The 23,195-nt window shown below is 61.4% G+C and carries 17 protein-coding genes and 1 pseudogene; 8 read left to right on the top strand and 10 right to left on the bottom strand.

All coding sequences use genetic code 11. The features are described 5' to 3' along the window. Positions 1–99 precede the first annotated feature (99 nt). A complete protein-coding gene (locus DCO45_RS14980; protein ID WP_116926582.1) occupies positions 100–1,137 on the top strand; it encodes a glycosyltransferase family 2 protein in 1,038 nt (345 codons plus the stop codon). Between the two features lie 11 nt (positions 1,138–1,148). After that, the gene (locus DCO45_RS14975) at positions 1,149–2,102 is read left to right on the top strand and encodes a lysylphosphatidylglycerol synthase transmembrane domain-containing protein (protein WP_116926581.1); all 954 of its coding nucleotides are present in this window, start codon (positions 1,149–1,151) and stop codon (positions 2,100–2,102) included. Between the two features lie 97 nt (positions 2,103–2,199). On the opposite strand, the gene DCO45_RS14970 is transcribed toward DCO45_RS14975, so the two are convergent. Next, positions 2,200–3,648, bottom strand: coding sequence for an NAD-dependent succinate-semialdehyde dehydrogenase (locus tag DCO45_RS14970; RefSeq protein WP_182344931.1), 1,449 nt, complete (start codon positions 3,646–3,648; stop codon positions 2,200–2,202). Between the two features lie 288 nt (positions 3,649–3,936). Here DCO45_RS14970 and DCO45_RS14965 point away from each other — a divergent pair, with 288 nt between their 5' ends. Beyond that, a complete protein-coding gene (locus DCO45_RS14965; protein ID WP_084635804.1) occupies positions 3,937–4,368 on the top strand; it encodes a TonB family protein in 432 nt (143 codons plus the stop codon). Between the two features lie 107 nt (positions 4,369–4,475). Here DCO45_RS14965 and DCO45_RS14960 read toward each other — a convergent pair whose 3' ends face one another. The 9 genes from DCO45_RS14960 to DCO45_RS14925 form a co-directional block, all read right to left on the bottom strand. After that, a complete protein-coding gene (locus tag DCO45_RS14960) occupies positions 4,476–5,261 on the bottom strand; it encodes an HAD-IIB family hydrolase (protein ID WP_116926579.1) in 786 nt (261 codons plus the stop codon). 17 nt (positions 5,262–5,278) lie between these two features. Further along, positions 5,279–7,180, bottom strand: coding sequence for an acyltransferase family protein (locus DCO45_RS14955; RefSeq protein WP_116926578.1), 1,902 nt, complete (start codon positions 7,178–7,180; stop codon positions 5,279–5,281). Between the two features lie 6 nt (positions 7,181–7,186). After that, complete coding sequence (locus DCO45_RS14950) at positions 7,187–8,203, bottom strand: acyltransferase (RefSeq protein ID WP_243419369.1); 1,017 nt, start codon at positions 8,201–8,203, stop codon at positions 7,187–7,189. Positions 8,204–8,272: 69 nt separating this feature from the next. Next, positions 8,273–8,680, bottom strand: a complete 408-nt coding sequence (locus DCO45_RS14945) for a GtrA family protein (protein ID WP_116926577.1) — start codon at positions 8,678–8,680, stop codon at positions 8,273–8,275. Next, positions 8,680–9,636, bottom strand: a complete 957-nt coding sequence (locus DCO45_RS14940; protein ID WP_116926576.1) for a glycosyltransferase family 2 protein — start codon at positions 9,634–9,636, stop codon at positions 8,680–8,682. The genes DCO45_RS14945 and DCO45_RS14940 overlap by 1 nt, the downstream gene beginning before the upstream one ends. 42 nt (positions 9,637–9,678) lie before the next feature. Then, positions 9,679–11,793, bottom strand: a complete 2,115-nt coding sequence (locus DCO45_RS22735; RefSeq protein ID WP_133248166.1) for a hypothetical protein — start codon at positions 11,791–11,793, stop codon at positions 9,679–9,681. 633 nt (positions 11,794–12,426) lie between these two features. Then, entirely contained in the window at positions 12,427–14,007 is a 1,581-nt protein-coding gene (locus DCO45_RS14935; protein ID WP_133248165.1) for a hypothetical protein, read from the bottom strand. A gap of 272 nt (positions 14,008–14,279) precedes the next feature. After that, positions 14,280–15,905, bottom strand: a complete 1,626-nt coding sequence (locus DCO45_RS14930; protein ID WP_116926707.1) for a peptide chain release factor 3 — start codon at positions 15,903–15,905, stop codon at positions 14,280–14,282. A 122-nt stretch (positions 15,906–16,027) separates the two neighbouring features. After that, complete coding sequence (locus DCO45_RS14925) at positions 16,028–17,023, bottom strand: acyltransferase (RefSeq protein WP_243419368.1); 996 nt, start codon at positions 17,021–17,023, stop codon at positions 16,028–16,030. A gap of 240 nt (positions 17,024–17,263) precedes the next feature. Here DCO45_RS14925 and kdpF point away from each other — a divergent pair, with 240 nt between their 5' ends. From kdpF to DCO45_RS14900, 5 genes and pseudogenes are all read left to right on the top strand, one after another. Further along, positions 17,264–17,359 carry a K(+)-transporting ATPase subunit F gene (gene kdpF, locus DCO45_RS14920; protein ID WP_116926573.1) on the top strand — a complete coding sequence of 32 codons (96 nt, stop codon included), beginning with the start codon at positions 17,264–17,266 and terminating at the stop codon, positions 17,357–17,359. A 122-nt stretch (positions 17,360–17,481) separates the two neighbouring features. Next, positions 17,482–19,191, top strand: a complete 1,710-nt coding sequence (gene kdpA, locus DCO45_RS14915; protein WP_116926572.1) for a potassium-transporting ATPase subunit KdpA — start codon at positions 17,482–17,484, stop codon at positions 19,189–19,191. A gap of 80 nt (positions 19,192–19,271) precedes the next feature. After that, entirely contained in the window at positions 19,272–19,982 is a 711-nt protein-coding gene (gene kdpC, locus DCO45_RS14910) for a potassium-transporting ATPase subunit KdpC (RefSeq protein WP_116926571.1), read from the top strand. After that, complete coding sequence (kdpB, locus tag DCO45_RS14905) at positions 19,979–22,066, top strand: potassium-transporting ATPase subunit KdpB (protein WP_116926570.1); 2,088 nt, start codon at positions 19,979–19,981, stop codon at positions 22,064–22,066. Before kdpC ends, kdpB begins: the two co-directional genes overlap by 4 nt. Before the next feature lie 25 nt (positions 22,067–22,091). Continuing rightward, positions 22,092–23,195 (top strand): annotated as a pseudogene (locus DCO45_RS14900) (two-component system sensor histidine kinase KdbD); the annotation flags it as partial.

Raw genomic sequence — 23,195 nt, 5'->3', positions numbered from 1 at the left:
ATGCCACAAGAGTCGCCAACCCCGGTTGGGCTGCGCCGCATGCCGGTTCCGGTCTCGGTCCAGCCGCCTGTTTGAGCGGCTTTTTGCAATGTGCCCTCTATGTCTCCTGCTGTTTCCATCGTCGTCCCCATCTACAACGAGTTCGACAATCTGATCGCCCTGGTCGACCGGATTGACGCGGCCATGCGCTCGCAGCCGCTGAGCTATGAGCTGATTGCCGTGGACGATGGCTCCAAGGACGACAGCGCCAAGCGCCTGCTGGAGCTGGCTGCCACGCGCCCCTGGCTGCGCCCGGTGATCCTGGCGCGCAACTACGGTCAGTCCAGCGCGCTGCAGGCCGGTTTTGACCGCGTGCAGGGCCGCTATGTGGTGACCCTGGATGCCGACCTGCAAAACGAGCCCGATGACATCCCCCTGCTGCTCAACCGCCTGGAGACCGACCCGAGCGTGGACATGGTCTCGGGCTGGCGCAAGGACCGCCAGGATGCGGCCATCTCGCGCAAGCTGCCCTCCAAGATTGCCAACCGTTTGATCTCCAACGCCACCGGCGTGCAGCTGCACGACTATGGCTGCGCGCTCAAGGCCTACCGCCGCCACATCATTGACCGCGTGCACCTCTACGGCGAGCTGCACCGCTTCATCCCGTCGCTGGCGCGCGATGCCGGTGCCCGCATCACCGAGGTGCCGGTGCGCCACCATGCCCGCACGGCGGGGGTTTCCAAGTACGGCATTGACCGCACCTTCCGCGTGATTCTGGATTTGATCCTGATGGTGTTCCTGATGCGCTACCGCCAGCGTCCGCTGCACGCCTTTGGCGGCCTGGGCCTGTGGCTGGCCACGCCAGGTTTTCTGATCCTGGCCTATTTGTTCATCGTCAAGCTGATGGGTGAGAGCATTGGCGGGCGGCCCTTGCTGATCATTGGCGTGATGCTGGTGCTGATGGGCATGACCTTTGTTGCTGCCGGCCTGATCGGGGAGCTGCTGACGCGCATCTACTACGAGTCGGGCGGTGGCCGCCAGTACTATGCGGACGACTATGTGATCGACGAGACGGGCGACGCCCCCCGCATGGTGCGCCTGGACGCCCATGCCGGCCGTATGCCAAGCGTGCAGCCCGCTGCCGCTCCGAGTCTTTAAGCGCCCCTGGTGTGAACCGTACACAAAAAGCCTGCATCAAGGCCTTGTGTGGCGCCGCGTTGCTCGGCGCCGTGGCCTACTTTGCCGACCCTGCTGCTCTCTGGGCCCGGCTGCGTGCGGCCGATGGGCGCTGGCTGCTGGCGGGGCTGGCGGCGGCCATCGCATCGAACGTGGTCTCTGCCTGGCGCTGGCGCGCGCTGGCGCAGTGGCTGGGCGCGCCGATGCACTGGCCCGATGCGCTGCGCTGGTATTTCCAGGCCATTGGCCTCAATGCGCTGCTGCCCGGCGCTGTGGTGGGTGGCGATGTCTACCGCGCCGTGGTGCTGCAGCGCAGTGGCCAGGGCAAGGCCGCCGCTTCGCTGTCGGTCCTACTGGACCGTTTCAGCGGCCTGTGGATGCTCTGCGCCATCGGTGCCATCGGCGCGGCGCTCTCCGCCAACGCCTTGGCGCCCGTACTGCATATTTCTCCAGCGGCGCTGCAGGCTTTGATGCTGCTGGGCACCATCGTCTGGATCGCTCTGCCCTGGCTGCTGCTGTGGTGGCTGGGCCGGCGCCAGGCGGCCAGCCTGCCGGGCTGGTTGCAGCCCTTGCTGCAGGCCGCTGCGCGGCCGGACTTCAACCGCCAGATGCTGGTACAGGCGGGCTCTTCTGCGCTGGTGCAGCTGCTGTCTGCCGCTGCCCTGGCGCTGGGCGGGCTGGCGCTGGGCATTCATCTCGACCTGGCCGCCTGGGCCTTTGCGATGGCGCCCATTTTTCTGATGGCGGCCTTGCCGGTCAGCGTGGGCGGCTGGGGCACGCGTGAAGCGGCCAGTGCCGCGGCCTTGGCGCCCTTTGGCGTGCCAGCGGCCTTGGCAGTCGGCGTGGGGCTGATCTATGGCGTGTATGCGCTGGTGCAGGGCGCGCTGGGCGCCATCGCCTTTGGCCTGCCCAGCCGGCGCGAGCGCGAGGCGGATGCAGCATCCTGAATCGGCTGCGGCCTGATGTTTGAGCCCAAGAAAAAAGCAAGTCCGCAGACTTGCTTTTTTTGTACCCAAGGCCTGCGCACAGGCCTTGGGACGATCTTTAGACTGCAGTGATCGACACGGCCTTGGAGTTCAGGTAAGCCTCCATGGCTTCGGGGCCGCCTTCGCTGCCGTAGCCGGAGTCCTTCACACCGCCAAAGGGGAACTCGGCCGTTGGCGTGGCCGCCTGGTTGATCCAGACCATGCCCGCTTCGATCTGGTTGGACAGCAGCTGCACGTTCTTGTACGAACGGGTGTAGGCGTAAGCTGCCAGGCCAAAGGGCAGGCGGTTGGCTTCGGTGATCGCGTCTTCAAGCTTGTCGAAGGTGCGGATCGCGGCGATCGGGCCAAAGGGCTCGTCGTTGAACACCGAGGCGTTCATCGGCACATCGGCCAGGATGGTGGGCGCGAAGAAGTTGCCTTCGCTGCCTACACGTGCGCCACCGGTGGCAACCTTGGCGCCCTTGGCAGCGGCGTCTTCGACGACCTGGGCCATGGCGGTCAGGCGGCGGGCATTGGCCAGCGGGCCCAGGGTGGTGCCGTCCGTCAGGCCATCACCCAGCTTCAGGCTTTCGGCATGCTTGACGAAGGCGCTGACAAAGGCGTCCTTCACATCGCGGTGCACCAGGAAACGGGTGGGCGAGATGCAGACCTGGCCGGCATTGCGGAACTTGGCAGCTGCCGTGGCCTTGACGGCCAGTTCCACATCGGCGTCGTCGGCGACGATCACCGGGGCATGGCCGCCCAGCTCCATGGTCACGCGCTTCATGTGGGCGCCGGCCAGCGCGGCCAGCTGCTTGCCCACCACGGTCGAGCCGGTGAAGGTCACCTTGCGGATGATCGGGTGCGGGATCAGGTACTCGGAGATCTCCGAAGGCGAGCCAAACAGCAGACCCAGCACGCCCTTGGGTAGGCCGGCATCGACAAAGCACTGCAGCAGCGCAGCAGGCGAGGCGGGGGTTTCTTCTGGGGCCTTCACCAGGAAGGAGCAACCGGTGCCCAGTGCCGCGCCCAACTTGCGCACCACCTGGTTGACAGGGAAGTTCCAGGGCGTGAATGCGGCGATGGGGCCGACCGGCTCCTTGATCACCAGCTGCTGCACATTGGGCACGCGGGCGGGCACGATGCGGCCATAGACGCGCAGACCTTCATCGGCAAACCACTCGATGATGCCGGCGCCAGCCAGCACTTCACCCTTGGCTTCGGCAAAGGGCTTGCCTTGCTCCTGGGTCAGCAGGCGGCCGATCTGCTCGGCGCGCTCACGCAGCAGGCCAGCGGCACGGCGCATGATGTTGGCGCGCTCGATCGCGGGGGTGGCACGCCAGACCAGGAAACCCGCCTGGGCGGCTTCCAGTGCACGGTCCATGTCTTTCTTGGTAGCGTGGGCCACCTTGCCGATGGGCTTGCCCGTGGCGGGGTTCACCACATCGATGGTCTTGCCGTCGGAGGCATCGCACCATTCGTTGTTGATCAGCAGTCGGGTATCCGGATATGCAGTGGTCATTGCCATTTTTCCTTGCGTGTCTTGGAGGTATCCAGTGGTCGGGCCGTCGCGGGCAGCCGATGGATGGCTGCGGGCGAACAGCTGTAAATCCTAACCGTTCGTGCCGGTGTGCGTAGTCGCGCACGGCAATTTCGACATGCTGGGGCGGGCATGTACCGGATTTCTCCACAATAGAGCCGCAGGCCCGTGGTAAAACATGGGGTTTGCCGCGCGGGCAGCGTTGTTGCGCCGCGCCCTGTGCACGCCAGGGCGGCCTGGGCCGCACCACCATGAGACTTTTGGAAGCTTCAGACCATGCCATTGATCCGTACCAGTTCTGCCGTTGTCACCGTTCTTGCCGCACTGCTGGCAGGGTGCGCTACCAATGCGCCGGCTCCCACGCCTGATGCTGGCGCTGCTGCGACCACGGCCCCTGCCGCCAACGCGGCCCCTGCAGCGGCCGGCTGCGCAGGCAATGCCTGCGACTCGGCGCCCCAGCTGTTGACCGGTGCATCGCCCCGCTTCCCCTACCCCGCAGGCGCCCAGCCACAACCGGCCAGCGTGCGCGTGCAGTTCGTCGTCAACACCGATGGTGCGGTGAGCGATGTGAAGACCTTGACCACCACCTCCCGCGATATGGCCACCGAGGTGGAGCGCGCGGTGCGCCAGTGGAAGTACCGCCCCGCGATGAAGAACAACCAGCCGATGAAGGTCATCCTGCAGCAGCAGTTCGACTTCAAGCCCTGAGACAGACCGCGCTTTCGCGCGTTCTGCACGACAAAACGCCCGTTGCACTTGAAGTGCCGCGGGCGTTTTTTGCGTTGTAGAGGGCGATCAGTTCGTCGCCCAATCGTTTACTTCAGCGCGCAGATGCGCTCGGCCAGCTCGATAAAGCCGGCGCCGCGCTCGCCGCGCGTCACATAGCGCGGCAGGTGCTGCAGCTGTGGCACAAAGCGCGCGATATTGGCCACGCCAAAGCTGTTGTCGAAGTGCTGGAACATCAGCTGGTCGTTGGTGGAATCGCCGATATAGCACCACTGGCCGATTTCCGCGTCGAGATTGCGCCCAAACAAGGTCTTGACGATCCAGCGCGCGCCTTCGAGCTTGTTGTGCCCGCCAAACCAGCCATTGATGTGGATGGAGCTGACGGTGGCGTTCATGCCGGCCGCCTGCATCAGCGCCACGCAGCGGTCGATATCGGTCTGCGGCATTTGCGTGAACTCGCTGTGGTCCACGGCGATATCGCATTCGCGCCCGGCCGAATCGGTGGCGCGCTGCGCCCCCGGCACCGTTTGCTCGATCTGCGTGAGCACTGCCTGCATCCTGGCAAAGTTGGCCATGCGCGTGGCCTCGTCCTGCTGGTAGAGCTTGTCGAGCCCGCCACTGGCATTGCGGCGCAGCGCGACGGCACCGTTCTCCGCCACGATTGCGTCGACCGGCCAGGCAGCAGCAAAAGGCTCGCTCCAGCCCACTGGGCGGCCGGTGATGGGGATCACCGCCAGACCCTGGGCCTTGAGGGCAGCGATGGCCTGCACCACGTTGTCAGGGACGGCGCCCTCTGTTGTCAGGGTGTCGTCGATATCGGTCAGCAGGCCGAGGATGGGAAGAGAGGACGGGTTCCAGGTATCAAGAGCTAGCATTGCAGAGGCGAGAGAGACTAATCAAAGATGCGGGGAGCGATTTTTTCGGCCAGATACAGCGATCCGGCCTTGGTCAGGTGCCCCCAATCGACCGCGGTCATGCCCGCAATGGTGCCATCAACCGAGGTCAGGCACCCGGCGGCCGTGCAGAACACGTCCAGCGCGGACAGGTAAGTGGTTCTGGTTTTTTGCAAATGGCTGCTGAAATAGGCATCCCACTGCGCTTCATTGGCCGACAGCCCCTGCTGCATGTAACGCGGAAAATCATCCTGGTCGTTGATGAAGTCCATCAGATTTTTCTGCAGGGATACCGACCAGTTGGGAACAGGACCAATGACGATAATGCTGCTGGCCGGGCTAATAGCGCGCAAACGGGCAAGGGTGGCCTGCAAAGACTCCAACTCCTTTTGAGGATCATTGCTGCTGTTTTTGCCATAGATCATCCAGTTGATGACGATCTTCTGTGGTTGCAAGGCAGCAATCGCCTGCAGTTTGGCTTCATTGATCTCCCGAAGTGGTGCGCCACCATCGATCTGCCCATCTTGGAAAAAAGGTGGTGCATTGCCATCGGTGAGTTGGATGATGCCGTAGTCGGTATGCCTGGTATTGCGCTCATGGAGCAAGCCCTGATACAGCGTTGCTGCGTAGGAATCACCCAACAACACAATGTTTTTGCTGCGGGTGTGCAGGCAGCCATTGCGCTCGCGCTCTGCCATCGACACCGAATGGCAGACCTGGTTGCGGATGTTCTTCTGAAATTCAAAGTGGTCGTAGAGGTTCTCGATGCGGGCCAACTGCTGCAAAGCCTCGTTGGCGCGGTGGCTGAGCAGCCAGGTTTGCGGAACCAAAGCCGTCGCCAGCAATACCAGCGCTGCTGCGCCGTACCAGGCAAAGTGCTGGTTGGATGTCCGTGCTGCGCTTCTGGCCGGGTTTTCGATGAATCGCCAGGAGAGGTAGGCCAACACCAAGGTCCCAGCGATCAAGGCAAAGGCATAGTGTTCAAAAGAGGGCTTGCCAAAGCGGTAGATCCAGAAAGCAAACAGGGGTTGGTGCCAGAGATAGGCGCTGTAGCTGATCTGACCGAGCCAAACCATCGGCGGCAATTGCAGCAAGCGGGTAGCCACGCCGCCAGGGCTTTGTGCGACCAGCACCAAGGCCGTGCCCAGCGTGGGGATCAAGGTGTAGGCGCCGGGGTGGGGCAGATGCGCATCCAGACCCAGCAGCGCAACCAGGATCAAGACGACTCCCAGCACCGAAAGGGCGACCCGTGATTGGGGCGCTAATGTGTTCTTGGCCACCCAGAGCGCACCAAGCGCACCTAGCAGAAGCTCCCAGGCCCGTGCAGGCAGCAAGTAGAACGCGGCATTGGGTTGGGCGGATACGGTAGCGACCGCCCAGATGAAGCTCGCGGCAGCGCACAGTGCGATGGCTGCCCAGCGCCAGCGTGAGTTACGCAATGCAAATGCCAGCAGCGGAAAGAGGATGTAGTACTGCTCTTCGACCCCCAGGCTCCAGGTGTGGAGCAGGGGCTTGAGCTCGCTGGCGGGTTCGAAATAGCTGCTGTGCAGCCAGAAATAGATGTTGGACGCAAAGCCCAAGGTGGCAAACAAGCTGTTGCGAAAGTCGGCGAACGCCAGTGGCGTCAACAGCAGGCGTGCAAAGCCATAACTGAGCAGCAAGACAAAAAACAGCGCCGGCAGAATGCGCCGAGCGCGTCGCTCATAGAAACGCAGCAGGCTGTTGCGTCCCTCGGCAATATCGCTGAAAAGAATGCGGCCAATCAAAAAACCGCTGATGACAAAAAAGATGTCGACACCGAAGAATCCTCCCGGCAACTGCTGGGCCAAGCCCGCATGGAAGAGGATGACGGAGCCTACGGCGATCGCGCGCAAGCCATCAATGTCTTTTTTGTACTGCATGCCAACTCATTGCCAAAGGGTTTTGAGCCGCAGTGCTGGCTGTTCCACCAAACGCCAGGACAGCCAGCCGGCCACCAAAGTCAGCATCACCACGATGGCCAGGTTGCTGGTGAAGCCCAGATCGGGCGCCAGCAAGCGTATCGTCTGCTGGATAGGAAACGCATACAGATAAGTACCATAGGAGACATCGCCAAACCTGCCTGCCTGAGACAACACAGGCCAAGAGGCAGTACCCACTGCCAGCAGTACTGCTGGCAGAAACAGCAAGATCGCAGAGTAGGAAAATCCGCACGCATAGGCAGCCAGCGCACAAGCACTGGCAACAACCGCAAACAGCGCACGGCGCTGCAAAAACTGCTGATTGAAACAGGCAATCAACGAGCCAAACGCAAAGTACGCCGGAAACTCCCCCCAGTGCGTCATCACTCCCGTCAAATCCACGGTCATATGGGTGAGAAACCACAGCAGGTAAGCAACGCAGATCGCGGCCCACAGCCAACGAAAGCGCAGCAGCCCGCATGCTCCCGCTGCAGCCAGCACCGCATAGCAACTCACCTCGATGGGAATGGTCCATAAAGAGCCATTGACGGTATTGGGGAAGGTATTGCCTGTAAATACCCCGGGCAGACCGAAGCGCGTCTGCAGCAACAGGTTGTGCAGATAGTCCCAGGTCATAGGGTTTCGGAAGTAATCGGGAAGCGGCAGGGTCGTAACGCTGGAGCCCAATACCAAGGTGGCCAGTAATACCACCGTCAGCAACGCAGGCCAGATGCGCAGCGCACGTTTCGCACAAAAGGCCCACAGGCGTGGTTGATAGAACCAGCTGAGAGTGACCAGATATCCGCTGATCACAAAGAAAGCCATCACAGCCACACCACCGACCATCGCCACGTTCATCCAGGCTGGGGGCGTTGTGCCGGTGATCGGGTACTGGTGGCTGTACAGCACGGCCAAAGCGGCGGCCAAGCGCAGGGCGTCAAAATTATTGACGGGGTGCAGGCGTAGCGGTTCCATGCGTTTCATTTTCTCTTGCGTTCTTGTCTTGTCCCATACCCGCATGCCGCACGCATTTGCGTTCTCGCCCGGCCTGTATCAATGTTCTTGGCGCTGGCGGTACAGCAACCGGGTCATGCTGAGGTAGTTCACCGTCATCGCGACCAAGGTACCTGCAGCCACATACAGCATCAGCCACAGCGGGCCTTGGGGAAAGATCCAGGCCAGCAACGAATAGACCGCAATGTTGACGGCACCGCCGCCCAGCATCAGACCCAGATAGCGCAGGTACTCGGTCAGCAAGCTGCCGTTGGCGCTGCGTCCCGCAAAGGAGATATTGCGGTTGATCAGCCAGGTCGTGGTGGCTGCCAGCCAGAACGACACGGCCCGTGCGGCATACACGCCCAGGGCATCCCGCAGCAAGGTCAACACCACGACATCAACGACAAAGGCAAGTGAGCCGGCAATCAGGAACCAGAGCACCGAGCGCTTGATCTTGAACCGCATCACTTGCTCGGTGTGTTGGCCACAGAAGCCAGATAAGCAATCTGCTTGATCTCGCGCCGCGTCAAGGTAATGGCTTGCAGGATCAGTCCGGTGACAAAGGACACACCACCGCACACTACCATGGCGGACACCAGGCCCAAGGTCGGGAAGCGCCGCACCATGCCCGTGTGGCTGTACTCCATGACGATGGGAGCGGCCAGTGCAATGGCGACCAGCGCCAGCACAGCGCCCAGCCAGCCGAAGAACTGCAAGGGCTTTTCGCTGACTACCAGGCGGCCAATGGTCTTGAGGATGCGCCAGCCATCGCGGTAGGTGGACAGCTTGCTGGCCGAGCCTTCGGGCCGGGCGCCGTAAGGCGTATCGACCTCGGTGCATGGCATTCGCAACTCCAGCGCGTGGACATTAAGCTCTGTCTCGATCTCGAAGCCATGCGAATGTGCAGGGAAGGATTTGACATAGCGCCGCGAAAACACCCGGTAGCCCGAGAGCATGTCGCGAAAGCTGCCACCAAAGATCTGCTGCACCGTACCCGTCAACAGCTTGTTGCCCCAGCGATGGCCGGGACGGTAGGTGATACCTGTGTCGCCGGGCTCGGGCTCAGCCTCGACGCGCGCACCCACCACCATGTCCAGCTGCTGGTCAATCAGCATGTCGATGAGCTGGCGGGCCGATGGTGCGTGGTAGGTGGCATCGCCATCGGCCATCACATAGATATCGGCATCCACATCGGCAAACATGCGGCGCACGACATTGCCTTTGCCCTTGAGATGGACATTGCGCAGATGTGCGCCCACTTCAACAGCGATCTCTGCGGTGCGGTCCGTCGAGAGGTTGTTGAAGATGTAGATCTCCGCCTCCGGCAACGCTTGCCGAAAGCCTTCCACCACGGGGCGTACGGTCAGCTCTTCGTTGTGGCAGGGGAGGATGACGGCGATGCGCTGGTTGCGGTAAAGCATACTTGTATCCGAATGATTCATGTTTGAAGTTGTTCTCTGCAGTCAAGGCGAGGGCGACTGGCATAGAGGGATGCTAGGCGGATTGTTCAGTATCGTCCGCCCACCCCCTGCATCGTCAACAGCAATCACCGTGATGCATCTTGGGATTTCAGTATTCTCGCTTCGAATCATTATCTGAAATCCATTCAACGCAGAAATCCTTTGGTTGGTATTGATTGGGAGGTCTGGACGAAGAATGGATGATACCTCAATTTTTTGATTCATACGATGGTCAAACATGATCTCAATATCATGTCTTTTTGCATCTCTAGGCCATCCGCCCCAGCCATTAATAAGCAAAATTCCATTTTGTTTTTCAACAGTGAAAAATCCATGTTGAGAGAGATTATGTTCGTACTGAGATATCTCAGTTGCTCGGCTGTTCTGTGTGAACCTGCTCATGGGTACCAAAACTGCATCTGCTTGCAGAAGGGTCGGTTTTAAGGCAAGTGTCGGATTGATATGGGAGTAGCGATTGAATATGTGGTTAAGTTCATTATTGGGCAACTCGGGAAAATTTTTTCTCCAGAAGTCCATGTGTGGCGTTGCTGTTACATGGCTCAGGGAGCGAAATCCCATGCCATTGGCAATTGCTCCAGGCAAGCCCGGATAGACTAGGGTGCCGTTATTGAATTTTTGTAATTCTTGTAAATATTGGACAGTTTGGTTGTTGGGAGTATTGAAAATTGGCCAAGCAGATTGCAGAGGATTGAATCGGCCGAAAAGAGCGATTCCAAAGATCAAAGAAGAAATCGCAACCAATTCGTGGGCTGAGTTGCGGTATTTTTTGAAAATTAAATACGCAACAAATAGGATGGGTAAAAAGAACAAGTCCTCGGTCCTTTTGACTCCGAAGGGTTTCTTGAAGATCCACCATGAGATAATGATGAAGACGGCCAGTAGCGCAAATCGTTTTAGGGAAAATATCAGTCCTATTTTATTTGCCGTGTAAGATGCAATAAGAGCTAGCAATACGCCACTGGCAAACTGCATTCTGGAAGGTTGGACATTGTCCCAAAGAAAAATCATGCCCACACGCGAAGGGATGGGGAGTACCATCCATGCTAGCTGAAGGTTAAATCCGATTGCCAATGCAAGAAATACCCTCTTCTGTTGCGGGTCTTGCCATATGTTGTGAAAATTCTTATAGTTCAAGAAGAATGCAATGGCGATGTAGTAATACATTCCTACTACACCAATTTCCGACATGTTCAGTCCAATCAGGCTGTTGTAGCTCCATGTGAAGTTAAAGCCTGGAAAGAACCACGACAGGATGAAGCGGAATGGAACCTCCCCACCCATGGAATGTCGTCCGCCTGGATATAATGTGGCGCTGGTTGCCATGAGGTAATCTTTGAGATAGTAACCAGCAGTTCCAGCTGCTAGCGCTGCAGCAATGAGAATATATATAATTTTTCTTGATGTAAAAATCTTGGGTTGTTGTGTCAGGATAATAATAAATCCGACAAATGCCAAAGATATTTGAATGGGAGGGTAGAGATTAGTCAGTAACCAGAAGACAGCGGTGTAATAGAAAGCAGTAACTTTCCAAATTAATTTCATGTTTGAAATCAATGGAATAATCACCCATGGGAAAATAGCAAATAGCGGCCCTTTTTCGTTCCACCAGAATTGGCTGAATCCTGTGAAGTACAGTCCGAATGAAAGGGCGATGGCAAGCGTATAGGTGGCGCCAAATTTCTTGAATAAAATGGTGTAGCCAAATATGAATAATGAGAATATCAAAAACCAATGAGCTGAATATGCGTACGCGGGATTGACAAGGCCGTAGAGCCACATCGTTGGTTTGAAAATAATTCCCCAGTCCGCAATAGGAATTCCATAGTTAATGCGTAAATCTTCTCGGTAAAGCGAAGTTTCGTTGTATCTCTTGAAATCATTGCGTACTGCCGCTTGTGTCAGTGGTGTAACCACGGCCCATTCGTCGCTACGAACGGCTCTAGGTTTCCCGAAATCGGGCTCAATGCTTTCATAGCCAAAATGATTTTTTAAAGCATGTGCATACGATGAGGGCGACCAAGTGTTGAATACATAAATTGAACCAACAGCAATAAATAATAGGAAAAATATTTTTATTTTTGAATTAATAGAACTCATTGTTTCCCTCGCATTAGTACAAATATTGAGTTATTCACGACATTACTAGTATTAGGTATCGCTAGTTTGTGCTAGCGAAGTTCTGCATGCTCAGGCGGCAGAAGGAAGTGGATCATATAAAAGCTCACTAGCAAAATTCGCACCCGTACTAGCTGCTGCAACGATACGGCAAGGCACTGGCTGCTTCATGTGCCAAGCACAGCAGAAATGCATCTCCACAATTGCGAGGCCTGGAGGGTATGTGGGCAATGCGATCGGTCGAGAAATGGGTCTACAAGTTGTCTCCGCTTCTGGCAAGGCTATCTGGAGGGCGTCTATCACTCGGCACACTGTCATCTCTTCGTTGCGGCAGGTGAATGCGTCCGCGATGGGCTGGTTGCTGTAGCGCTGGATGAGATGTCGGGCATGTCAGAAATTATTTTTATCATTCAATCGGCTATTGCATTGTGCCCGACCTGGGGTGCAGCCCATCGGGCATATCCTGAATATGTCGATGGGCACTAAAGGAATCTATGCTGAGCACGCGGTGACTAAAGCTATTTCTGGTAATCAGTATCAGCTTTGAAATGTTTCATGCGAGTGTATCAATATGTCTCAAAAATATCTGGGGAAGGTACTGCTTGTGTAATCAGCTCAGAGCTTCAAACGATACAGCCTGACCTCACCATCAGCCAGCACTAATTCAAAATATTGCAAAAATGCAGGCTGTTGTGCCACAGTCGGCACCCGGCCAGTGTGGATCACCAAAGCATTAAAGCCTTCGGTCCTCAGTTTATGGTGCAGTGGCTGCGCAGCCAGGCTTTGGTAGTCGCGGTAGCGCCATGGGCCGAAGATATCGCCCCATGTCGCACGTGGCGCATAGTACAGGCTGTCTTCCAGGCCCATCTGATACAGCTTGATTTCGGGGTGTTCCCGCAGGTACTGCCAGACTTTGTAGCCAGCGACCTGCTGTTGCAGCACGGCATCGCGTGCTTCAGAGGATGGGGCGATCAAGAGCCAGGATTTGGCGATACTGCGTGCACCGATGAATCCCAGTGTCAGCACCAACAATCCAACCAACAAGGCTGCCAGGCGCTGGCAGAGCTTGGGAGGCAGTTGATGCAACAGTCGCACGCAAACGGCTGCTGACAGCAAGCTAATGAGTGGATAGGCAGGCAGCAGGTAGCGCGGGTAGCGCGAGCTCAGCAGCCAGACCAACGCCATATAGGCCGCCACCAGCCAAGCCGCGCGCAGCGCCGGAATGCGTCGCAGAGACGGCAGCAGGGGGGCGGCCAAGGCTGGCCATAGTGCCCAATGTGGCCAGCCCGCATGGTTGCGCAGGTCCTGCAGCTGCCAGAGGTAGTCGCCCAGATTCCAATCCGTAAAGCCCAGCAGGCGCCCGCCCAGCGGGTTGAAGGGATCGCCTGTGAGCAAGGCGTTGCGGGCATACCAGTACAGACATGGCAGCGCAAAGCACAGGGCTGTAACCAGCCAGGTGTCCCATTCGCTGCGGATGCGCCAGCCAGGGCCTTGCATGCGGTGGCGCCACAGCAGCGCAGCACCAAACAGCGGCAGCAGCCCCAGCACCTGGTATTTGCTGCCAGCGGCTACGCCTAGCAGAAATGCCGCCAGCCATACTGCTCGTCGGCCAGCGGGCCGGATGCTGACCTGCATGGCGGTGAAAGCAGCGGTCAAAAACATGGCCACGGCCATGTCCACATAGGCGGCGCTGTAGTGGCTGCGGCTGGTGACCAGCGAGGTCACGGTGGCAAGAGCAGCTGCGGCGCCAGCAGGCGCAGGCAGGTATTGCATAGCCAGCCGGTAGAGCAACCAGGCTGTTACCCAGCCAGTGCTCGCATGGATCAGCTGGGGCAGCACATCGTTGCCCAACACCAGCGCGGCGGCAAACAGCAGGTCAAAGTTGTAGGGGAACCAGGGGTAGCGCAGCCATTCGTGCACACCCAGATGTCCGGTCAACGCCCACTCCCGCGCATGGGGCAGGTGGTACATCAGCGCATCCCAGGCCAGGGGCGGGCGCAGCGGGGCGAACAAGGTTGGCAACGTGGCCAGCAGCAAGAGCAGCAGCGGCCATCCCGGTGCAAGCCGGGGCCAGGCCATCTGACAGATTTGCAGCGCAGCAGCCACCAGCCCGCAGCCGATGACGAGCAGCACCGATGCGGTGTTGAGCAAGCCTGCAATGGCCAGCCCTTGCAGCGCACAAATGACCAAACCCATACCCAGCGCGATGCGCAAAGGCTGCCGTGTGGGCAGATCGGAGGCGGGCCAGAGCAGGGTGCCAAGTCCCCAGCAAGCAGTTATGAAAACCAGCAGCTGCGCGTACTGGCCAAGGACAAAGCCGATCAGCGCCATCCTGATCGGGGCAGGCTTCTCGTCACCCGTCGGCCACCCTCCAAGGCCTGCAAGTCGCTATGCCGGGTGACATAGGCTTGCAAAGGCAGTTGGGGGCTGGCGTGGCGGTAGGCCATCGGTATCTGGTACCGGCGCGATCAGGAGGTCTGCAATTCCAACCCCGCATGCTCGCGCAGCGGATGGAAGTGGATCTTCGGAAAACGCTCTTGCGCCAGGCGCACGTCATACGGGCTGGTGCACAGATACGCCAGGGTATTGGCGGCATCATGCGCCAGGCGCAGCGGGTAGGCGTGTTCAAACTCCCGCAGCTCGGCGGGGGTGTCGGCGGTGATCCAGCGGGCGCCGGTGTACTGGCAGCCTTCCAGGCGGACTTCGCAGTCGTACTCGGTCTTCAGGCGGTGCTGCACCACTTCAAACTGCAGCTGGCCCACGGCGCCCAGCAGCATATTGCCGCCGGCATCGGGCTTGAAGACCTGGATGGCGCCTTCTTCGCCCAGCTGCATCAGGCCTTGCTGCAGCTGCTTGGTGCGCAGCGGGTTCTTCAGCACCACGGTCATGAACATTTCTGGCGCGAAGAACGGCAGGCCGGTGAACTGCAGGTTGGGCCCATCGGTGATGGTGTCGCCCAGCTGCACGCCGCCGTGCGTGGTAAAGCCGATGATGTCGCCGGCATAGGCCTCGTCCACGGCTTCGCGGCGCTGGCTCATGAAGGTCACCACGCTGGTGGGGCGCAGTTCCTTGGCGGTGCGCTGCACCTTCATCTTCATGCCGGGGGTGTACTTGCCCGAGGCCACGCGCACAAAGGCGATGCGGTCGCGGTGGTTGCTGTCCATATTGGCCTGCACCTTGAACACCACGCCCGAGAAGCTGCTGTCTTCCGGGTGGATGGTTTTTTCTTCGCGATTGCGGTTGACCTCGGTGTAGGCGATGCGCGGGCCGGGCGGTGGCGACATGTCCACCACCGCGTCCAGGACTTCCATCACACCGAAGTTGTTCACACCGGAGCCGAAGAACACGGGGGTCAGCTTGCCGGCCAGGAAATCCGCATGGTTCCATTCGGCAGAGGCGCCCTGGGCGAGTTCCATCGAGTCGAGCGCATCGTCAAAGGCCTGGCCAAAGCGGCTGCGCAGCTTGTCGGCCTCGCTCAGCGGGATGACTTCAAAGTCCTTGGGGCCGCGGTCGCTGCCTGGCGCGAACACGGTCATGCTTTGGGTCAGCAGGTTGATGATGCCGCCAAAGCTCTTGCCTTGGCCGACGGGCCAGGTGATGGGGCAGCAGGGCATGCCCAGCTCGCGCTCGACCTCATCCATGATGTCCAGCGGATCGCGCACTTCGCGGTCCATCTTGTTGACGAAGGTGATGATGGGCGTATCGCGCTGGCGGCAGACCTCGATCAGGCGGCGGGTCTGCGATTCCACACCGTTGGCCGCATCGATCACCATCAGCGCCGAGTCCACGGCCGTCAGCACCCGGTAGGTGTCTTCCGAGAAGTCCTTGTGGCCGGGGGTGTCGAGCAGGTTGATGACATGGTCGCGGTAGCTCATCTGCATCACCGACGATGCCACCGAAATTCCGCGCTGCTTTTCAATCTCCATCCAGTCCGAGGTGGCGTGCCGCGAGGCCTTGCGGCCCTTCACCGCTCCTGCGATCTGGATCGCACCGGAGAACAGCAGCAGCTTTTCGGTCAGGGTGGTCTTACCCGCGTCCGGGTGGGAGATGATCGCAAAGGTGCGGCGGCGTTGGGTTTCGGGAGCGTAGGACACAGTACGGAAGAGCAAAGGGCGCAGACCCGGGACTGGGCTGCCAAAAAACAAAGCCAGCAGGTGCTGGCTGGGACTGCGGGCATTTTAACGGAAAGCGTTTTACCCGGGCTTGGGGGGGCGGGCTACAGATAGCGCTTCAGGCGCAACGCGGGCGACTCGATCAAATGCCACAGCGCATAGCCCAGCAGCATGGACAGCAGCATCGACAGCCCCATGCTGGCATAGAAGTCCATGCCCGGCGAGACGGCAAACACCGCCTGCGCGATCGGGCAGCCTGAGAGGTAGACCCCGTAGGAGGGATCACCCAGGCGGCTGACTCCACCTGAAAAGCTGGAACTGCAGCTGCCCAGAAAGATCAGCAAAGCCGGCAGCACCACCAGGCCCGACGTATGCTGTAAGCCCGTCAGCCAGAAAAACAGGGCCACCGGAATCAGCCCGAACGTGATGGCAGCGCCATGGGCCAAAAAGCGATCCCGGTGCAGCGCGATCAGCGCGCCGCAGGCAAAGTAGGCCGGGTACTCCCACCAATGCATCATCGTGCCAGTGAAGTCGGCGTTGTAGCGCGCAATGAACAGCAGGATGTAGGCCACCAGCACCAGGCTGGCCAGCCAGCGGTAGCGGAAAACGCCTACCAACCCTGCAACCGCCAAAGCGGCATAGCACATGGTCTCGATCGGAATGGTCCACAGCGGCCCGTTCATCAAGTTGCTCAGCGGATTGCTGGAAAACACCTCGGGCAGGTTGACGTAGGCGCGGTAGAGCAGCAGGTTCTTGAAGTACTCCAAGGTCTGCCCATGGGTCAAGAAGCTGCGTGCGGGCAGATCGGTAAATGCCACGCCAAAGACATAGATATTCAGCACGACGGCAGCCATCATGCCCGGCCACAGGCGCAGCAGGCGCTTGGCGCAGAACTTGACGACATGCGGCTCACGCAGCCAGCTGGTGGTGACCAGGTAGCCGCTGATTGTGAAGAACGTCATCACGGCCACGCCGCCGATCATGCCCACATTCATCCAGGCAGGGCCCTCACGGCCGCTGATGTAGTAGTGGTGGCAAAAGATCACCGCCAGCGCCGCGCAGATTCGAAGAATGTCAAAAGAGTTGCTGCGATGGGGCATGGAAGGCTGCATAGGTGGGGGGCGGATGAGAGCGCGGCACCACTATACATGGCCCTAGCGGGTCCCCATTGCCTTTGCGCAACACCATCTTGATGCCATCTTGATATCCCCCCGCGCATTCTCAGCGCCTGCTTGATGCGCGCAAACCTACATTGGCTCTACGGCAGGCGTTTTGCCTGCGCAACACCACCGCGCCGCCGCTCCGCATTGGGCGGCCCGGCGGCGCAAGAGGAGAGAGCGATGTTGTTCCATGGAGTGGAGGTGCTGGCCGCGCTGGTCAGTGCTGCGCTGTTTGTCTATCTGGGTTACGCGCTGTTGCGGCCCGAAAAATTCTGAAAAAAGGGGAGAGGGCCATGTACATGCTGCAAGACCTCGTATTTGTCGGGCTCACGCTGGCCTGCTTTGTCGGCCTGCTGGGCTTTGTTCGCGCCTTGGTGCGCATCTGAGCGGGGGCTGACATGGGTTTAGTCTGGATCGAATATGCCGCCTTTGTGGCGGTGCTGGTGCTGCTCACCATCCCTATGGGATGGTGGCTGGCACGCTGCTTTACCAGCGCGCACGACAGCCGGTTGGAGCGCTGGACCTACGCCGCCATGGGCGTGGATCCGCAAGAGCGCATGGGCTGGCAGCGCTACGGCGCGGTGCTGGTGATGAGCAATGGCCTGCTGATGCTGCTGGGCTACCTGCTGTTGCGGCTGCAGGGCAGCCTGCCGCTCAATCCGCTGCAAAACGCCGCGCAGACGCCGGATCTGGCGTTCAATACCGCAGCCTCCTTCATCACCAACACCAACTGGCAGGCCTATGCGGGCGAGAGCAGCCTGAGCAATGCCACGCAGATGGTCGTGATCACCGGCCTGATGTTTGCAGGCTCCGCCGCCGGCCTGGCTGCGGCTGCCGGCTTTGTGCGTGGGCTGGCCCGCGCGGGCAGCCAGGACATTGGCAACTACTGGGTAGATTTTGTGCGCATGCTCTGGCGTGTGCTGCTGCCGCTGTCACTGCTGCTGGCGCTGGTCTATGTCTGGCAGGGCGTGCCGCAGACCCTGGGCACCGAGGTGTTGGCCCATACCATCGATGGCGGCCGCACGCAGCAGCTGCTGATGGGGCCGGTCGCGAGTCTGGAGAGCATCAAGCACCTGGGGACGAACGGGGGCGGATTTTTCAGCATGAATGCGGCCCATCCTTTTGAGAACCCCACGCCGCTCACCAATATGCTGCACATCCTGGCGATGCTGCTGATCCCGGCGGGCATGACCTATGCGCTGGGATCGATGCTGCTCAAGCGCCGCCAGGGCTGGGTGTTCTTTGGCGCCAGCCTGATCATCTTCCTATGCTTTCTGGCGCTGGTCTGGACAGGCGAGCAAAACGGCAGCGCCCTGCTGGCCCGCGCCGGTGCCGACCAGCAGTGGAGCACCACGCAAGCGGGCGGCAATATGGAGGGCAAGGAGCTGCGCTTTGGCATTACCGATACCGCCTTGTTTGTCACCACCACCACGGCTGCCACCACCGGCTCGGTCAATGCCATGCATGACTCGCTCACGCCGCTGGGCAGCATCACACCGCTGGCGCTGATGATGCTCAACTGCGTGTTTGGCGGCGATGGCGTTGGCCTCATCAACCTGCTGCAGTACGCCATCCTGACGGTGTTCCTGGCCGGCATGATGATCGGGCGCACGCCAGAGTTCCTGGGCAAGAAGATCGAGGTGCGCGAGATGAAGCTGGTGATGCTGTCGGTGCTGGCGCACCCGGCCTGCCTTTTGGGCTGGACGGCGCTGGCCATGCTCTGGCCGGGCGCGGCCGACAGCCTGAACAACCGGGGCCCGCATGGCTTTTCGGAAATTCTCTACGCCTATGCCTCGGCCACCGCCAACAACGGCTCGGCCTTTGCCGGCCTCAATGCCAACACGCCCTTCTTCAACACCACCTTGGGCCTGGCAATGCTGATGGGGCGCTACCTGACCCTGCTGCCGCTGCTGGCTGTCGCCGGCAGCATGGCCAGCAAGGCCAGTGTGCCCGCCGGAGCCGGCACCTTCCCCACCGCCACGCCGCTGTTCACCGGATTGCTGGTGTTTGTGGTGCTGGTGGTCGGCGGGCTCACCTTTTTGCCAGCGCTGGCGCTGGGGCCGGTGGTCGAACACCTGCAGATGCTGGCTGGGCAGCTCTACCCCTGAGCCCCCTCTCTTTGACCTGATATCCCAACTGATTTGACGCGAACCGGGGCACGGCCAGGCCGTGCCCGCAGGAGAAAAACATGACAAGCCTTGATTCCGATAAACGCCTGCCTACGCCCAGCGCGCAGCAGGCCGCCGCCCCCGCCGACGCAGGCTGGGGCCGCACTTTTGGCCGCACTTTGGGCAGCAGTGCCCGCGCCGCCGTGCTGGTGCTGCTGCTGTGCGGCGTGGCATACCCGCTGGCCACGACCGGCGTCGCCCAGGCGCTGCTGCCCCATGCCGCCAATGGCTCGCTGGTGCTGCGCGATGGGCAGATCGTGGGCTCGGCCCTGATCGGCCAGTACTTTGACAGCGCCCGCTACTTCCATGGCCGGCCCAGCGCCACGACGGCGCCCGATCCCAATCAGGAGGGTGCCAGCATCGCTGCGCCCTATAACGCGGGCCTGTCTGGCGCCAGCAACCAGGGCGCCAGCAGCCAGGGGCTGGCCGATAGCGTGGCCGAACGTGTGGCGCAGTACCGCACGACCAATGGCCTGGCTGCCGATGCCGCCGTGCCGGTCGATGCGGTAACCGCCTCGGCATCGGGCCTGGATCCGCATATCTCGGTGGCCAATGCCAACTTGCAACTGGCCCGTGTGGCGCGCGAGCGGCAGTTGCCCCCCGCCCAGGTGCAGCAGTTGCTGGACCAGGCCACGCAGCAGCGCACCGGCTACTTGCTCAGTGAGCCGCGCGTGAACGTCCTGGCGCTCAATATGGCGCTCGATGCGCCGCCAACCCGGAGCCAACCATGAACACGAAAAAACTGACGGCCTCGGCCGGACTGGGTGATCTGGCGCTGCTGCAGGCCGCCGCCTGGGATGCGCTGCGCAAGCTCTCGCCCCGCCTGCAATGGACCAATCCGGTGATGTTTGTGGTCTACCTGGGCGCCTGGCTCACCAGTCTGCTGTGGCTGCAGAATCTGCTGACGGCACAGGGCAACAGCGGGTTTACGTTGGCCATTGCCGGTTGGCTCTGGTTCACCGTGCTGTTTGCCAACTTTGCCGAGGCGCTGGCCGAAGGGCGCAGCCGCGCGCAAGCGGCCAGCCTGCGCGGCATGAAGCGCGACACCGTCGCCAAGGTGCTGCAGCAAGCGCAGCATGGTGCCGCCTGGACGGCCCAGCCCGCCAGCAGCCTGACCAAGGGCACGTTCTTGCTGGTGGAAGCGGGCGATGTGATTGCGCTCGATGGCACCGTGGTCGAAGGCGTGGCCTCGGTCGATGAGAGTGCCATCACCGGCGAATCGGCCCCGGTGGTGCGCGAGGCCGGTGGCGATTTCTCGTCGGTGACCGGTGGCACGCGTGTGCTGTCCGACTGGCTGGTGGTCGAGGTCACGGTGAACCCGGGCGAGTCGTTTCTGGACCGCATGATCTCGATGGTCGAATCGGCCAAGCGCCAGAAGACGCCCAACGAGCTGGCACTGGGCATCCTGCTGGTGGGGCTCACCTTGGTGTTCCTGATGGTCATCGTCACGCTCTGGCCGTTCTCGGTGTTTGCCGTGGCGCAATCGGGCAGTGGCAGCGCCGTCAGCGTGGCCGTGTTGGTGGCGCTGCTGGTCTGCCTCATCCCCACCACCATCGGCGGCCTGCTGTCTGCGATTGGCGTGGCCGGCATGGGGCGCATGATGCAGGCCAATGTGATTGCCACCTCGGGCCGCGCGGTGGAGGCCGCCGGTGACGTGGATGTGCTGCTGCTGGACAAAACTGGCACCATCACCTTGGGCAACCGCCAGGCGAGCGAATTTTTACCAGCGCCTGGCGTGAGCGCCACGCAGCTGGCCGAGGCCGCCCAGCTCTCGTCACTGGCCGACGACACCCCGGAAGGCCGCAGTGTGGTGGCGCTGGCCCAGGAGCGCCATGGGCTGAGCCCCGCGGCTCTCGATCCCGCCCAGGCCCAGCCGGTGCCCTTTACCGCCCAGACCCGCATGAGCGGCCTGGACATCGCCACAGCCCAAGGCCCGCGCAGCCTGCGCAAGGGCGCGGCCGATGCGCTGCGCCGCCATGTCGAGGCGCTGGGCGGGCAGTTTCCGCAGGCGGTGCAGCTGGCGGTGGAGAGCGTCTCGCGCAAGGGCAGCACGCCGCTGGTCGTCGCCGATGGCGCGCGGGTGCTCGGCGTGATCGAGCTCAAGGATGTCGTCAAACCCGGCATGCGCGAGCGCTTTGCGCAGCTGCGCCGCATGGGCATCCAGACCGTGATGGTGACCGGCGACAACCCGCTGACCGCTGCTGCCATTGCCGCCGAGGCGGGGGTGGACGACTACCTGGCCGAGGCCCGGCCCGAGGACAAACTGCAGCTGATCCGCAGCCACCAGGCCGCTGGCCGCCTGGTGGCCATGACGGGAGACGGCACCAACGATGCGCCCGCGCTGGCCCAGGCCGATGTGGCGGTCGCGATGAACAGTGGCACGCAAGCGGCCAAGGAAGCTGCCAACATGGTCGACCTGGACAGCAACCCCACCAAGCTCATCGAGGTGGTGGAGACCGGCAAGCAGATGCTGATGACGCGCGGCGCGCTCACCACCTTCAGCATTGCCAACGATGTGGCCAAGTACTTTGCGATCATCCCGGCTGCCTTTGTCGCCACCTACCCGCAGCTGGCCTCGCTCAACATCATGGGCTTGCACAGCGCCGATTCAGCGATTCTGAGCGCTGTCATCTTCAACGCGCTGATCATCATCGCGCTGGTGCCGCTGGCCTTGCGTGGCGTGCGCTACCGGGCGGTGGGCGCGGCTGCGTTGCTGCGCCGCAATCTGCTGGTCTACGGTCTGGGCGGTTTGCTGGTGCCGTTTGCCGGCATCAAGCTGATCGACATGCTGCTGACCGCCACTGGCTTGGTCTAAGGGCTTGGCCCACAATAGCGCCACCATGCCCAACCCCAGCAACACCCCCAGCGTACCTGCAGCCAGGCCCGACCCGGACGCACTGGTCGCCCAGCTCAAGGCCGACCAGCAGCAAGCGGCCCGCGGCAAGCTGCGCATCTACTTTGGCTCCAATGCCGGGGTGGGCAAGACCTATGCGATGCTGGCAGCGGCGCAGCGCGAGCGCCAGGCCGGCCGCCAGGTGCTGGTGGGCCTGGTGGAGACCCATGGCCGGGCCGAGACCGTGCAACAGCTCCATGGCCTGGAGCTGCTGCCGCGCCGCCTGTTGCCCCACCAGGGCCGCCAGCGCGAGGCCTTTGACCTGGATGCCGCGCTGGCGCGCCACCCGCAGGTGCTGCTGCTCGACGAGCTGGCCCACAGCAATGCGCCCGGCTCGCGCCACCCCAAGCGCTGGCAGGATGTGCAGGAGCTGCTCGATGCCGGCATCGATGTTTGGACCACGCTCAATGTGCAGCACCTGGAGAGCCTCAACGATGTGGTGGGCGGCATTGTCGGCATCCAGGTGCATGAGACCGTGCCCGACCACATCTTTGACGATGCCAGCGAAGTGATCGTCGTTGACCTGCCGCCCGAGGAGCTGCTCAAGCGCCTCAAGGCCGGCAAGATCTACCCGCTGGAGCAGGCCGAGCGGGCCTCGCACCATTTCTTCCGCCTGGGCAACCTGCTGGCCCTGCGCGAGCTGGCGCTGCGCCGCACGGCCGACCGGGTCGATGAGGACATGCGCGACTACCGGCGCGAGCGCTCCATCGGCGATGTCTGGCCCACGCGCGAGCGTCTGCTGGTTGCAGTAGGCGGTCAGGCGGGGGACGACGCGCTTGTGCGCCAGGTAGCGCGCCTGGCCCGGCGGCTGGAGGCCGACTGGATGGTGGTCTATGTGGATGCGCCCGCGCGCCAGCACCGCTCGGCGCAGTCGCAGCAGGCCGTGCTCAAAACCTTGGCGCTGGCCGCGCGCCTGGGGGCCGATACCGCAACGATACCCGGCGCCCAGGTCGCCGCGGCGCTGGTCGATTTTGCGCGCGAGCGCAATGCCAGCCACCTGGTGCTCGCCCGCGTGCCGCCAACGGCGATGCGCTGGTGGCCCTGGGCGCCG

This window comes from Comamonas sp. JNW (assembly GCF_003105075.1).
Taxonomy (GTDB): Bacteria; Pseudomonadota; Gammaproteobacteria; order Burkholderiales; family Burkholderiaceae_C; genus Comamonas; species Comamonas squillarum.
The sequence above is the reverse complement of the archived record's forward strand: the minus strand, read 5'-3'. Positions and strand labels throughout refer to the sequence as shown.

Bases quoted from the DNA above. Each gene is read 5' to 3' on its own strand.
- DCO45_RS14980 (WP_116926582.1), top strand. From the start codon at position 100: ATGTCTCCTGCTGTTTCCATCGTCGTCCCCATCTACAACGAGTTCGAC.
- DCO45_RS14970 (WP_182344931.1), bottom strand. From the start codon at position 3,648: ATGGCAATGACCACTGCATATCCGGATACCCGACTGCTGATCAACAAC.
- DCO45_RS14950 (WP_243419369.1), bottom strand. From the start codon at position 8,203: ATGAAACGCATGGAACCGCTACGCCTGCACCCCGTCAATAATTTTGAC.
- kdpF (WP_116926573.1), top strand. From the start codon at position 17,264: ATGTTGTTCCATGGAGTGGAGGTGCTGGCCGCGCTGGTCAGTGCTGCG.
- DCO45_RS14935 (WP_133248165.1), bottom strand. From the start codon at position 14,007: ATGGGTTTGGTCATTTGTGCGCTGCAAGGGCTGGCCATTGCAGGCTTG.
- DCO45_RS14960 (WP_116926579.1), bottom strand. From the start codon at position 5,261: ATGCTAGCTCTTGATACCTGGAACCCGTCCTCTCTTCCCATCCTCGGC.
- DCO45_RS14945 (WP_116926577.1), bottom strand. From the start codon at position 8,680: ATGCGGTTCAAGATCAAGCGCTCGGTGCTCTGGTTCCTGATTGCCGGC.
- kdpA (WP_116926572.1), top strand. From the start codon at position 17,482: ATGGGTTTAGTCTGGATCGAATATGCCGCCTTTGTGGCGGTGCTGGTG.
- kdpC (WP_116926571.1), top strand. From the start codon at position 19,272: ATGACAAGCCTTGATTCCGATAAACGCCTGCCTACGCCCAGCGCGCAG.
- DCO45_RS14940 (WP_116926576.1), bottom strand. From the start codon at position 9,636: ATGCTTTACCGCAACCAGCGCATCGCCGTCATCCTCCCCTGCCACAAC.
- DCO45_RS14965 (WP_084635804.1), top strand. From the start codon at position 3,937: ATGCCATTGATCCGTACCAGTTCTGCCGTTGTCACCGTTCTTGCCGCA.
- kdpB (WP_116926570.1), top strand. From the start codon at position 19,979: ATGAACACGAAAAAACTGACGGCCTCGGCCGGACTGGGTGATCTGGCG.
- DCO45_RS14925 (WP_243419368.1), bottom strand. From the start codon at position 17,023: ATGCCCCATCGCAGCAACTCTTTTGACATTCTTCGAATCTGCGCGGCG.
- DCO45_RS14955 (WP_116926578.1), bottom strand. From the start codon at position 7,180: ATGCAGTACAAAAAAGACATTGATGGCTTGCGCGCGATCGCCGTAGGC.
- DCO45_RS22735 (WP_133248166.1), bottom strand. From the start codon at position 11,793: ATGAGTTCTATTAATTCAAAAATAAAAATATTTTTCCTATTATTTATT.